This is a genomic window from Christiangramia aquimixticola, assembly GCF_048285835.1.
Classification (GTDB): Bacteria; Bacteroidota; Bacteroidia; order Flavobacteriales; family Flavobacteriaceae; genus Christiangramia; species Christiangramia aquimixticola.
This window is the reverse complement of record NZ_JBLVTL010000004.1, coordinates 268,815-282,252: the sequence shown is the minus strand read 5'-3', so window position 1 is coordinate 282,252 and position 13,438 is coordinate 268,815. Positions and strand designations below refer to the sequence as shown.

Below are 13,438 nucleotides of genomic sequence, written 5' to 3'. Positions count from 1 at the left end.
AATTATTTACCCTGGTTTGTTTTTGCCTGTTTATAAACATGCAGGGTTTTGCCCAGGCTAATTCGAAACCGGACCTGGATCTCAATTTTGCCCGCAGAACCTATACTACTACATCTATTGAAGGGAAAGGGGCCATTAAAATTGACGGACTTATTAATGACGAAGCCTGGAACGCCGTGGAATGGACTTCAGATTATACCGAATTTCAACCTGATAATAACACGCCGCCTTCGCAGCAAACCAAAATGAAGATCGTTTATGACGATAGCAATCTTTACGTGGCATTTAGATGTTATGAACCGGATCCGCAGAACATTGTCCAGCGAATGGGTCGTAGAGACGATTTTCCCGGGGATTGGGTAGAGCTGAATATAGATAGTTATAACGACGATCGTACGGCCTTTTCTTTTACCATTTCTGCAAGTGGAGTGAAAGGAGATGAATTCGTTTCGAATAATAGCAATTTTGATTCCAGTTGGAATCCTATCTGGTTTCTAAAAACCAATATAGATGAAGAAGGCTGGACAGCTGAAGTGAAGATCCCATTAAGTCAATTGCGATTTAGTAATAAAAAAGAACAGATATGGGGAATACAATCTACAAGAAGATATTTTAATAATGAAGAGCGGTCTACCTGGCAGCCGGTTCCTCCTAACCCGGCCGGTTGGGTAAGTGAGTTTGGAGAATTACATGGGCTCAAAGATCTAAAACCTCAAAAGCAGCTGGAAATTCAACCCTATACAGTTGGAAAATACAGTTCGTATGAGCGGCAGGCAGGTAACCCCTTTAAAGATGGACGGGATGGAGATCTTACCGCCGGGCTTGATGCCAAGATTGGTGTTACCAACGACCTTACTCTTGATCTTACGTTTAATCCTGATTTTGGACAGGTAGATGCAGATCCGGGTGCTGTTGCTCTGGATGGATTCGAAATTTTCTTTGAGGAAAGAAGACCATTCTTTGTAGAAAACAAGAGCGTTTTTGATTACAGATTTGCCGATTCTCAGGATAATCTATTCTTCTCCAGAAGGATTGGCAGAAGTCCGCAGGGAAGTGTGAACAGGGATAATATTGCGTATGTGGATCAGCCACAGAATACCACCATATTAGGAGCGGCTAAATTCAGTGGAAAAACTAAGAATGGCTGGACTTTGGGAATCCTGGAATCTGTAACAGGTAAGGAATATGCCAATGTAATTTTGAATAATGATGAAACTGATGAAGTTCTGGTAGAACCACTTACCAATTATTTTGTAGGAAGGGTGCAGAAAGATTTTAATGACCGCAATAGTTATATAGGTGGGATTTTCACCGGAGTGCACAGAAATCTGGAAAACAGTTTTTCAAATTTACATACTCAGGCGTATTCCGGCGGACTCGATTTTAAACATAACTGGAAAGACCGGAAATACTACCTGGAAGGGAATACGGTGCTAAGTCATGTAAAAGGAAGCAGGGAGGCAATCACTTCCACTCAAAATTCCATAGTTCATCTTTTTAACCGGGTGGATGCAGATCATGTAGAAGTGGATACTGAAAGAACCAGTTTAACCGGTACGGGAGGAAAACTGGAAATTGGAAAAAGCAGTGGTGGAAATTACTTATATAATTTTGGTGCAAAATGGATCTCTCCGGAACTGGAGCTGAATGACATTGGGTTCTTAAGACAGGCAGATGAAATAAGACAATACGCAGAAGTTAGAAGATTGTTCAATAAACCAACCGGCTGGTACAGGCGAGCGTTTTTAGGTGTGGAGCAATTTTCGACATACGATTTTGAGGGTAACTACAATCGTATTCAATATGAATTGAAGGCATTTGCCAATTATAAGAATAATTGGTGGTCTGAATTTGGTGCGGCTCACAAACCAAGAATCTTTATCAATTCATTTTTAAGAGGTGGTCCCAGATGGAGATTCAACGAAGAAAATTATGTGTATTTGTTTTCAGGAACAGATAGCCGAAAAGCATTTTCCTTCAAAGCCGGACATGTGAATTCGGTAGCAAAACAGGATAATTTTGAATACAGGCTATTCCGCACCACGTTTACCTATCAGCCATTCAATTCTTTAAATATGAGTCTGGATGTGCAGTATTCAGAAAATCCTAATAAAACACAGTATGTGACTCAGAAGAGTTTTAATGATCAGAACCGCTATATTTTAGGAGATATCGATCAGAAGATGCTAAGCACTACTTTCAGGTTGAATTATAGCATCAATCCAAACCTTACTATTCAGTATTACGGGCAACCATTTATTTTTAAGGCAGATTATTCTTCCCTTAATTATGTAAATGATCCTGTGGCGAAAGATCTGGATAAGAGAGTGACCTGGTATAATGATGACCAAATAAATTTTGACGGGAACACTTTTCAAATCGACGAAGATCTTAACGGAACAGTGGATTATACCATTTCCAACCCAGATTTTTCAGTGGTTCAGTTTCGTTCCAATCTGGTAGCGCGATGGGAGTATATTCCGGGATCTGAAATTTTCCTGGTTTGGTCTCAGGGAATCAATGGATATGGAAATGGAGCTGATGATTTTAATACCATCATAGACCATCAGCTGTTAAAGCAGAAACCACAGAATACATTTTTGATTAAAGCCACTTACAGATTTATGCTATAAGGAATTTAGATCTGGCTGGGACCTAATGCGCTTCCAGCCAGTTATCTCCGGTTCCCATGTCTACATCTAACGGAACTTCCAGCTTATAGGCGTTCTCCATTTCATGCTTGATCATGGTTTTAAGTTTGTCCAGTTCTTCTTTATGTGCATCGAATACAAGTTCATCATGCACCTGAAGCAGCATCTTGGATTTGTACTTTCCTTCTTCCAGCTTTCTCTGGATATTGATCATCGCAATTTTAATAATATCGGCAGCACTTCCCTGGATTGGCGCATTTACGGCATTTCGCTCTGCAGCACCTCTCACCACCTGGTTTCGGGAATTGATGTCTTTTAAATACCTTCTTCGGCCAAGGATAGTAGAAACATATCCATTCTCTCTGGCAAATTGTACCTGATCACTCATGTAATTGCTCAGTTTTGGATAGGTCTTATAATAAGTATCGATAAGATCTTTTGCTTCGCTGCGGGAAAGGCCGGTCTGGTTGCTTAAGCCAAATGCGGAAACTCCATATATGATCCCGAAATTCACTGTTTTGGCATTGCTTCTTTGCTCACGGGTAATTTCCTCAATAGGAATATTAAAAACTCGCGCGGCAGTTGAGGCGTGAATATCCTCCCCATCTTTAAAGGCCTGGATCATGTTCTCCTCCTGACTAAGCGCAGCGATGATTCTTAATTCTATCTGAGAATAATCGGCAGCCAGCAATACGAAATTTTCATCCCGCGGAACAAAAGCTTTTCTAACCTGTCTTCCTCGTTCGGTTCTAATCGGGATATTTTGAAGGTTAGGATTATTTGAGCTCAATCTTCCTGTCGCCGCTATGGTTTGTACATAATCTGTATGCACCCTTCCGGTTGTTTTTTCAACCTGATTAGGAAGAGCATCAACGTAAGTGTTTTTAAGTTTTACCAGCCCACGGTAATCCAGTACATGCTGAATGATCGCATGTTTATCGGCAAGAACAGAAAGTACATCCTCGCTGGTAGAATATTGTCCGGTTTTGGTCTTTTTTGGTTTTTTGACCAGTTCCATTTTTTCAAACAGAATGATCCCAAGTTGTTTAGGGGAACTTATAAGAAATTCCTCTCCGGCTTCCTTATAAATCTGTTCTTCCAGAGTTTTGATATCGTTGGTAAGAGCTTCAGAAAGTGATTGCAGGTATTTTTCATCCAAGTTAATCCCTTCCAGTTCCATATTTGCTAATACCTTGACCAGTGGAATTTCTATTTCATCGAATAACTTTCGGGTATTGGCGTCTTCCAGTTCCTTCTCAAAGAAGTTTTTTAGCTGAAGGGTAATATCCGCATCTTCCGCGGCATATTCGGTTTGTTGATCCAGTGGTACATCCCGCATGTTGCCCTGATTTTTGCCTTTCTTACCAATAAGATCGGTTATGGGTTGCGGAGTATAATTTAAATAAGTCTCGGCCAGCACATCCATATTATGACGCATATCCGGGTTGATGAGATAATGCGCGATCATGGTATCGAAAAGTGGACCTTCAACTTTTATATTGTATTTGTCCAGAACTTCAATGTCATATTTAAGATTCTGACCAACTTTTTCAATTTTCTCATTTTCGAAGAACTCTCTCAGCTCTTCGATTAAATTCTGAGCTTCGTTTTTATCTTCCGGGAAGGGCAAATAAAATCCTTTTCCGGCTTCCCATGAGAATGCAATCCCTACAAGCTGAGCTTCCAGCGGATTCAAACTTGTGGTTTCTGTATCAAAACATACACTGGATTGCTTCAGGAGTTTATCCAGAAATATTTTTCGCGCCATTTCTGTATTCAGCAATTGATACAAATGTGGAGTGTCTTTTAGATTGGTGCGCGAGCTGGTTCTTTCGATCTCCTCACTGTCGCCTCCAAATAATGAGAACTGACCGGCTCCGGCAGTCTGCGCATTTTGTTTAGCTGATGGTGAATTGGAAACCTGCGTTTGTGGCCCATCATCTTCTCCGCTGAATAATTTTATAAATTGATCCTTTAACCTTCGGAATTCAAGTTCCTCAAAGATCTGCTGCACTTTTTCGGCATCAGGTTGAGAAAGTTCATAATCTTCCGCATGGAATTTTACGTCACAATCGGTAAAAATGGTGGCAAGCTTTTTCGAAAGTATTCCTAACTCAGCATTTTCAACGATCTTCTCCTTCATCTTACCTTTAAGATCATCGGTATTGGCCAGCAAAGCTTCCATGCTTCCGTATTGTTTCAGGAATTTTTTGGCGGTCTTTTCCCCAACCCCCGGTAATCCCGGAATATTGTCAACCGAATCTCCCATCATTCCCAGGAAATCGATCACCTGTTCCGGTCTCTCAACTTCAAATTTCTTCTGCACTTCCGGGATTCCCCAGATCTCGATCCCGTTCCCCATTCTTGCCGGGCGGTACATAAAAATATTTTCTGAAACTAACTGGGCGAAATCCTTATCGGGAGTGACCATATATACTTTATAGTTCTCCTTTTCGGCTTGTTTGGCCAGGGTTCCTATAATGTCATCGGCTTCCATGCCGGCACATTCCACAACCGGGATGTGCATGGCTTTAAGAATGTCCTGTATAATTGGAATGGCTTCTCTAATAGGTTCCGGAGTTTCATCCCGGTTGGCTTTATATTCCGAAAACATTTCCGTTCGCTCCTTACTTCCGTCCTTGTCAAAACAAACCGCGAGATGATCTGGTTTTTCCCTTCTAATTACATCAAAAAGAGAATTGGTGAAGCCCATGATCGCTGAGGTGTTGAAACCCTTGGAATTGATACGGGGATTCTTGATAAAAGCGTAATATCCACGGAAAATTAAGGCGTATGCGTCGAGTAAGAAAAGGCGTTTTTGGTCGGCCATTGGTAATTATTATATATAAGAATGAGAATATCCCAAAACTACAAAGATTAAATTAGTCTTCCCTGTTTAACCTGCGATTTCAGGAATTTTTATTTTATGTAAATCGGAAGATTTCGCACTAAGTTTTTAATGGAAAGAGTCATAAAAATCTGTATTTATCGCTGTTTTTCCTTATTTAAAAAGGTCGTTATTTGACGGAATAGCTATTCCAGTTTATACTTTTCTTCCAGATTTGAATTTTGTGTTTCATGCAATAGTTTGAAATTTTCAATGCTGTCAAATAATCGAATTATTTCCTGGATGTCAATCAAATTGCTATTGTTAATGATAATCTGCGGGTAAGAGGAAAATGGAAAGGTTTTATAATTTACTTCAAAATGAAGCTGCGGATTAAAATGAATATATAATATCAAATTTCTGAGATAGGATTCAGAATTGATTTCTATTCGTTTAAAGTTTTTTTCGAAAAGGCTGCCGGTTCGATTGTTGGCTTTATTAAAAGCTTTGGCGTATGCATTAAAAAAGTTGGAAAAAGATTGGGTGACTTCCTGATTCTCCTTTTCAATCCGGACGGCAAAATGAAAATGATTACTTAAAAGGCAAAACGCCAATGTGGTGACACTATTCGCTAAATGTTTTGAATAAAGCTGGATAAAGTAGCGGCGATTTTCCGGAGTCAGGAAAATATTTTCCCGGTTATTTCCCCTATTATAAATGTGGTAATATTTATCCTTTTGTAAAATCTCCATTATTACTTTGAACAATCCTTCAAGGTTTTTAAAACCTTGAAGGATTTATTTTTTTAATTTAAATATTATTCCTTTAAATAAGATTCACTCTCATTATTCGAGCTTTCTCCTTTATGAAATTTGGCATAACTAAAACCCTTATGAATACAATAGGAACCTATTTCTCCTTTTTTGTTCATGGCTACATAAGCTACCTGAAACTTTTTGTATCGGGGATCCTGTCTTACTGTTCTCATCACAGCTTCTTTACAGGCTTCCTGCGGAGATTTTCCCAATCTCATAAGTTCAACGATTAAAAAACTGCCTACACTTTTCATGATAGCTTCCCCCATCCCGGTACCCACGGCACCTCCAACTTCATTGTCCAGGAAAAGCCCGGCACCCACCAGTGCCGAATCACCAACCCTGCCATTCATTTTGTATGATAAACCCGAGGTGGTACAGGCGGCAGCGATATCCCCATATTTATCCATACATAACATGCCAATGGTATCGTGGTTTTCGATATTGATTATAGGCTGGTATTTTTTATGTTCCAGCCAGTTTTTCCAGTCTTTTTCAGATTGTTCAGTTAGCAGACTCTTTCTTTTAAACCCCTGCTGAATGGCAAACTGCAAGGCACCTTCACCGGCAAGCATCACATGAGGAGTTTCTTCCATGACCTTTCGTGCAACCGAAACCGGGTGTTCAATTTCCTTTAAATAGACCACAGCCCCGGCATTGCCATCGGGCGACATGATACAGGCGTCCAGAGTGACATTCCCATCCCTGTCTGGCGCGCCACCATTCCCTACGGTGGTATTCCTTAAATTTGCTTCTTCCACCATTACACCTTTTTCAACGGCATCCAGGGCAGTGGCACCGCTCTCCAGCATGGAGCCGGCCATTTTTGTGGCATTCTGGAAGTTCCATGTTGCTACGGCAACCGGAATATTTTCATTCATATAATTATGGTTTATGGCAGAAGATGAAATAAGACCGGGTGCCAGGCTAAGTCCGGCTCCGGCGATCCCTGTTTTCTTAATAAAGTTTCTGCGTTTCATTTAAGTAAAATCTCCTATAAATATAAGTTTTTGTTTGAGCCCTGTACAACTTATTGCAGCTATTGAAAATCCTTTGATTATCATCAGGTTAAATTATCACAATACCGCTTAAGAAAGTTTTCTAAACATTTATCTTCGCAATAAAAATTTTTAATGCGTTGGATCATCCTTATTGCGATCTATTTGGTCGTGGACCTTTATGCTTTTCAGGCAATACGGGTTTTTAATAAAAATATCTGGGTTGCAGTTGCCTATTTTATAATTTCTGCAGTGGTTATCGGGAACCTTTTTCTTCAGTTTAATCAGCCTGCACCTAATGATGGGTTTGCAGGGGGGAGAGGTTATGCGATTGGGATCTTCCTGGCTTTTTTCGTGGGTAAAATTGTTTTGTCTATTATCATGCTGGGTGAGGATGTGGTGCGTATTCCGGTGGCCGGAATTCAGAAATTCTTTGGGTCCTCCCAGAGTTTTGATCTCCCTTCCAGGCGAAAATTTATAAGTACACTTGCCCTGGGGATGGCGGCAATTCCTTTTGCCGGCTTGTTGTACGGGATGTATAAAGGGCGTTATAATTTCAGAGTATTGCGCTACACTTTATATTTTGAAGATCTTCCTGATGCCTTTGATGGTTATACTATAAGTCAGATTAGTGATGTGCATAGCGGTAGTTTCGATGATAAGGAGAAGATCTCTTATGGTGTGGAATTGCTGAAAGAGCAGAATACCGACCTGGTTGTTTTTACCGGTGACCTTGTAAATAATAAGGCTTCAGAAATGGATGACTGGAAAGATCTGTTTTCACAGGTTAAAGCGAAAGACGGAGTTTATTCCATTCTGGGAAATCATGATTATGGCGATTATCACGATTGGGGTAGCAAAGAAGCAAAAGAGGAGAATCTGGAAAGATTAAAACAGACTCATGCAGAAATGGGCTGGGATCTAATGCTTAATGAAAATAGGTTTATCGAAAAAGACAATCAGCGAATTGCTTTGGTTGGTGTAGAGAACTGGGGGATTGGCGGCTTCAAAAAAGCCGGAGATCTTAATAAAGCAGGGCAGGGGCTTAAGAAAGAAGATTTCAAGGTATTATTAAGTCATGATCCTTCGCATTGGGATGAAGAGGTGAAACATGATGAGAAGCATTATCACCTTACTTTGAGTGGTCATACTCACGGGATGCAGTTTGGGATAGAAATTCCGGGATGGTTAAAGTGGAGTCCGGTGCAATATCGATATAAACACTGGGCAGGAATTTATGAAGAAGCCGGGCGTTATATCAATGTGAACCGTGGTTTTGGTTTTCTGGCTTATCCCGGCAGAATTGGTATCTGGCCCGAAATAAGTGTAATTGAGCTTAAAAAAGGTCCGAAACCTGCATAATTAGCAGAATTTCCTATATTTGATTCAGCAGGCCTTATGGGCGATTTGCATGCACTTTAAATTAAAACTGAATTATGTCAAAGTTTGGTGAGTTAGTAGATCTGAATATTCCTGTTCTTCTGGACTTTTATACCGAATGGAGCGATGCCTCTGTAGCCATGCATCCGGTACTTAGAGATGTGGCTGCGGCTCTTGGTGATAAAGCAAAGGTTATCAAGATAGATGTGGATAAAAATTCCCAGCTGGCCGAGGCGCTACGCGTGAAAGGCTTGCCTACGCTTATGATCTACAAAGGTGGAGAGATGAAGTGGAGACATAGTGGCGAATTGGAAGCCAATACTCTAATTGGACTTCTTAAAGAGCATCAGTAAGATTTCTGAATTCAAAACCTTTTTCTGAATAATATTTTAAAATCTTCGGAAGGATCACTTTTAGATTTTCTGAAGCTTTTACACTGTCGTGTAAAACGATGGTGCTGCCTCCAACAGTATTATCGATTACATTTTTATAGCATTCTTCTGCTGAAAAATCCTGATCATAATCCCCGCTTATAACATCCCACATCACGATCTTAAAACCACTACTTACTAATTGTTTCGCCTGCGAATTTTTGATTTTTCCATACGGAGGTCGAAACAATTTATAGTTAGGAATTGGAGGAGTTGATAATTCAGGATCTGAATTTTGAACCTGAGAAATTTGGTTCATGATATCTTCTGCCTTTTGGGTGTTTTCAATATAATCTGTAACTGAGGTCTTCCAGCCATTAAGATGATTAAAGGTGTGATTGCCTATACAATGCCCTTCCTTGATTATTTTCTTAAAAACAGCAGGATGTTTTTTTACGTTTTCTCCAATACAGAAAAAGCTCGCTTTCGCATTCCATTTTTTAAGTTCTTCCAATACCCACGGAGTGACTTCCGGCACCGGGCCATCATCAAAAGTTAAATAGATAGCACCGGAATTATCTAGCCTTGATATTCTTCCGGGGTACAGCAGTTTTAAGATTGACGGGTATTTAGGGCGGAATAATTTCAAAGGGAATTGTTTTACTATGTATATGCGATCTGCTACAATCAGTAAGATCGGAATTTCCAATAGGAATCGCTTCCCTGAGCTCGCAATGATCCTTTAAATAATAAACTTCCAACTTCAAACTGCAAATCTGCAAGTCCTAAAAGGGCTTGCTTCGCTTAATCAAAATTGACATTTTCAGCTTAGATATTGGAAAACCTAAAACTCAATTCTCACTTCTCACTTCTCACTACTCTTCCACCGATTCCAGTGCTGCAGTATCCAGATTAGGTTCAGGGGTTTCAGCGCCATCAATCGCTTCCAGAATTTCTTCCTGAGGTGATTGTTGAGCCGGATCCATCCTTTCTTCATCTCTGTAAAAATGTTTGAACATGCTCAGGTAGCTGTTGAATTCTTCAGCCTTTGATCTGGCAAGTTCCCGGTCTTCATAAACCATCATGATATCAACCAGTCCGCGGTACCGTTCCATATCGGTTATGATCTCATCGGCATATCTGTATTGTCTCTCGACTTTCCAGTTGCTGTAAAATCTCAGATTTTCCTGATATTTCGTCACCACCTTTTCCCAGATCTCTCTGGCTTTCTCCGGCTGATTAACTTCATAATAACCGGTGATAAACGGCTCTAATAAAGTGTAATATTCATAATGCTCTACCGGCATGTGCTTCATTCCAAGATCCAGGATTTCACGGGCATGGAGGGTGTCGCCTTCATTTAACAGGTTTTCGGTTAACCTGGCCAGATTGCTTCGGTAGGTAATGGAGTTTTTACGGGTTTCCGGATCATGATAAATTTCTGAAGATCCCATGTTCCCCCAGTTCCAGTTTGTAACTATATTGTACATTTTCTCCGTATTCACCCGGCCCATATCGAATGGATTCCGTGGATCGATAGGAGTACGAATAGGGACAAGTTTATAGGTAACCCCTTCCAGCTGAAGATAATCCTTCATCCAGATATAATCTTCGTCTCCAAAACTTCCGCCGGTAAAATAAATAGGTCGCTCCCAGTTATTGTTGGCGATAATGTCCAGCATCAGGATTCGGTTTTTATACAATACCTGATTGCCAATGGTAATGTCTATGTGATCCACTATCTGATCAGCTTCAGTCCTGTCCACGATGTTGTTCTTAAGAACGGTCTGCTTGTCCACCGGAATACGAACATAACGTGAAGGGAAAGTGTTGATCATGGCGCCGCTTTGCAGCTCTGCCTGAGTACGGGGATCGCTATTTTCCACATAATTCATCCAGGTCTTGATCGGCACAGTATCCTGAGTGATTGCTTTTAAAAAGATTGCATCATTTTTCCCGTTATAGAATTCGTTGTCCAGTTGGGATGGGATGGCATCACTTTCAAAAGCTTTTCTTTTCATTTGATCGATGTACCAGTCGGTAGCAAGTAAGCTGGTGTTGATCACCCGCACATCTGTCCTGTATTTCTCTATCTGCTGCACATACCACAGGGCAAAAGTGTCGTTGTCCCCAATGGTGAATAAAATCCCGTTTTCGTCTATTGAGTCCAAATACATTCTGGCCATGGTAAGGGCAGTGTCTCTGCCGGAACGATCATGATCATCCCAGTTTTCGGCTGCCATTAGCGATGGTACCCCGAGTAAAGTTGCAATCACTACTACCGGAGCAAGTATCTTCGGACTAATTTTGTCTTTTAACTTATCGAAAATCGCATATACCCCAAAACCTATCCAGATGGCGAAAACATAAAAGGATCCTACTAAAGCATAATCCCTTTCTCTTGGTTCAAAAGGTCTTTCATTTAAATAAACTTTTAGGGCAATTCCGGTAAACAGGAAGAAAACCATCAAAACCCAGAAGTTTTTCTGATCCCTTTTCAGCTGAAAAACCAGCCCTATAAATCCTAATAAAAGCGGAAGGAAATAATAGGTATTACGTGCTTTGTTGTTCTTTACATCGCTGGGAAGATCCTCCTGAGATCCTAAATGCCATTCGTCTATAAAATCGATCCCGCTTAACCAGTTCCCGTGCAGATCTCCGAATTTTCCCTGAATATCATCCTGTCTTCCCACGAAATTCCACATAAAATAGCGCCAGTACATATAACCAACCTGATATTCCAGGAAATAGCCAATGTTGGAACCAAAAGAGGGTTTCTCCACATTAATATATTCGCTGAATTGTCTTAGGAAATTGTGATAATCTTCCATGTCCCGTTCCCCGCGGGCAAACTGACTCCGGAATTCGTTCACCGCACCAATCAAACCTTCTTCCTGTTGATATTCAGGTTTTATGGTAAATTCAAGCGGGCCGGTAAATTCCATGTAATTCACGGCATGCTCTGTACTCCACATTCTTGGAAGCACGGCCTTATGGTCATCATCCAGATTTTGTCTGGAATTCTTGTAATCGTTTACGATCACATACTTGCCAAGCTTTTCGTCTTTTTCATATTGAGGCTTTCCATCGCGATAAGGATTATCGGCATCAAGACCTGCATACATTTCAGACCACTGCGGTCCGTAAAATAAATGAGTTTCTCCGTATTGCTCTCTGTTATAATAAGCCAGAAGTTCCCGGGCGTTATCCGGACTGTTCTCATTAATTACTGTAGGAGCATTACTTCTTATGGGTAACATTACCCAGCTGGAAAATCCTATTAGTACAAATAATATACATAATAGGAGAGTGTTGTATTTGTACAGGTTGCGTTTTCGGGTATAATTTATCAGAAAATAAAACGCTGCTATAATTACCAAAAGGGCGATTACCGTCCCTGTGTTAAATGGCATTCCCAGACTATTGGTAAAGAATAATTCTGAAGCCGAAAAGAAAGTAAGTGTATAAGGTAATAGTAATTTAAAGATGAACATCAGGACAGCCACTACTACGATATTAGCTATAATGAAGTTCTTAACTGTTACTTTTTTATAGTTTTTAAAGAAATACAGGAATCCAATTGCAGGTAAGGTTAACAACCCCATAAAATGAACTCCGAACGATAAACCTATTACCAGGGAAATAAGAATGATCCATCTGTTCCCTCTTGGCGTGAACATATCTCTTTCCCAGAGCAGACCCAGGTAGAACATGACCGACATGAAGCAGGCGGCCATGGCATAAACTTCCGCTTCTACGGCATTGAACCAGAAACTATCGGTAAAAGCAAATGCAAGTGAACCGACAAGTGAGCTTCCCAGAACAGCAATTTTTTTAGAATCGGACAGACTTTCTCTTGGTCCGGCGATCTTTAATACCAGCAAAGTAATAGACCAGAACATGAACATGATGGCTACCGCACTGGCAAAGCCAGACATGAAGTTGATCATCAGGGCAACCTGAGTATTATCCGGAGCGAAAGTGGCAAAAAATGCCCCCATCATTTGATAGAATGGCGCTCCCGGCGGGTGACCCACTTCAAGATTTGCTGAGGTGGCAATATATTCTCCGGCATCCCAGAAACTTGCCGTAGGTTCAAGAGTAAGGGTATAGGTGGTTAGGGAGATTAAAAAAACGAGCCACCCAAGAATTTTATTCCACTTACTAAAGTTAAGATCTGTCATAAATACTATGTAATTCTGCTGAAGTGGCGAATTTAATAATAAAATGCTGAAAGATTTATAAACCTTAAGCAAAAGCCCAAAATTTGGAAGTCGCTGAAAATGAAGCCCGAAAAACAGCAGGAAAAATTAAGTTGAATTTTTTCAATAAAATTCATCAGAAAAGTTTGTGTAAATTAAAGTTTGTGCTAAATTTGCATCCGCATTTAAGCATT

Annotated in this window: 8 protein-coding genes; 3 read left to right on the top strand and 5 right to left on the bottom strand. The window is 40.4% G+C overall.

What is annotated here, in order from left to right:
* Positions 1-2,633 (top strand): DUF5916 domain-containing protein (locus ACNKXV_RS10455; protein ID WP_417907673.1); only part of this gene is annotated, 2,633 nt, incomplete at its 5' end.
* 22 nt (positions 2,634-2,655) lie between these two features.
* On the opposite strand, the gene polA is transcribed toward ACNKXV_RS10455, so the two are convergent.
* The 3 genes from polA to ACNKXV_RS10440 all read right to left on the bottom strand — a co-directional run bounded on the left by polA (position 2,656) and on the right by ACNKXV_RS10440 (position 7,273).
* Entirely contained in the window at positions 2,656-5,481 is a 2,826-nt protein-coding gene (gene polA / locus ACNKXV_RS10450) for a DNA polymerase I (protein WP_417907672.1), read from the bottom strand.
* A gap of 203 nt (positions 5,482-5,684) precedes the next feature.
* Positions 5,685-6,245 (bottom strand): transposase, encoded by a 561-nt coding sequence (locus ACNKXV_RS10445; RefSeq protein ID WP_417907671.1) that lies wholly within the window; start codon positions 6,243-6,245, stop codon positions 5,685-5,687.
* 50 nt (positions 6,246-6,295) lie between these two features.
* Positions 6,296-7,273, bottom strand: a complete 978-nt coding sequence (locus tag ACNKXV_RS10440) for an isoaspartyl peptidase/L-asparaginase family protein (RefSeq protein WP_417907670.1) — start codon at positions 7,271-7,273, stop codon at positions 6,296-6,298.
* Between the two features lie 153 nt (positions 7,274-7,426).
* Here ACNKXV_RS10440 and ACNKXV_RS10435 point away from each other — a divergent pair, with 153 nt between their 5' ends.
* Positions 7,427-8,653 (top strand): metallophosphoesterase, encoded by a 1,227-nt coding sequence (locus ACNKXV_RS10435; protein ID WP_417907669.1) that lies wholly within the window; start codon positions 7,427-7,429, stop codon positions 8,651-8,653.
* Between the two features lie 74 nt (positions 8,654-8,727).
* Positions 8,728-9,024: a thioredoxin family protein gene (locus tag ACNKXV_RS10430; RefSeq protein WP_417907668.1), complete on the top strand. Its 297-nt coding sequence runs from the start codon at positions 8,728-8,730 to the stop codon at positions 9,022-9,024.
* On the opposite strand, the gene ACNKXV_RS10425 is transcribed toward ACNKXV_RS10430, so the two are convergent.
* Both ACNKXV_RS10425 and ACNKXV_RS10420 read right to left on the bottom strand, forming a co-directional pair.
* Positions 9,008-9,691, bottom strand: coding sequence for a polysaccharide deacetylase family protein (locus ACNKXV_RS10425; RefSeq protein ID WP_417907667.1), 684 nt, complete (start codon positions 9,689-9,691; stop codon positions 9,008-9,010). The two genes, ACNKXV_RS10430 and ACNKXV_RS10425, sit on opposite strands and share 17 nt — an antisense overlap.
* A gap of 226 nt (positions 9,692-9,917) precedes the next feature.
* A complete protein-coding gene (locus tag ACNKXV_RS10420; RefSeq protein WP_417907753.1) occupies positions 9,918-13,226 on the bottom strand; it encodes a DUF2723 domain-containing protein in 3,309 nt (1,102 codons plus the stop codon).
* Positions 13,227-13,438 lie beyond the last annotated feature (212 nt).

Bases quoted from the DNA above. Each gene is read 5' to 3' on its own strand.
- ACNKXV_RS10420 (WP_417907753.1), bottom strand. From the start codon at position 13,226: ATGACAGATCTTAACTTTAGTAAGTGGAATAAAATTCTTGGGTGGCTC.
- ACNKXV_RS10435 (WP_417907669.1), top strand. From the start codon at position 7,427: ATGCGTTGGATCATCCTTATTGCGATCTATTTGGTCGTGGACCTTTAT.
- ACNKXV_RS10430 (WP_417907668.1), top strand. From the start codon at position 8,728: ATGTCAAAGTTTGGTGAGTTAGTAGATCTGAATATTCCTGTTCTTCTG.
- ACNKXV_RS10440 (WP_417907670.1), bottom strand. From the start codon at position 7,273: ATGAAACGCAGAAACTTTATTAAGAAAACAGGGATCGCCGGAGCCGGA.
- polA (WP_417907672.1), bottom strand. From the start codon at position 5,481: ATGGCCGACCAAAAACGCCTTTTCTTACTCGACGCATACGCCTTAATT.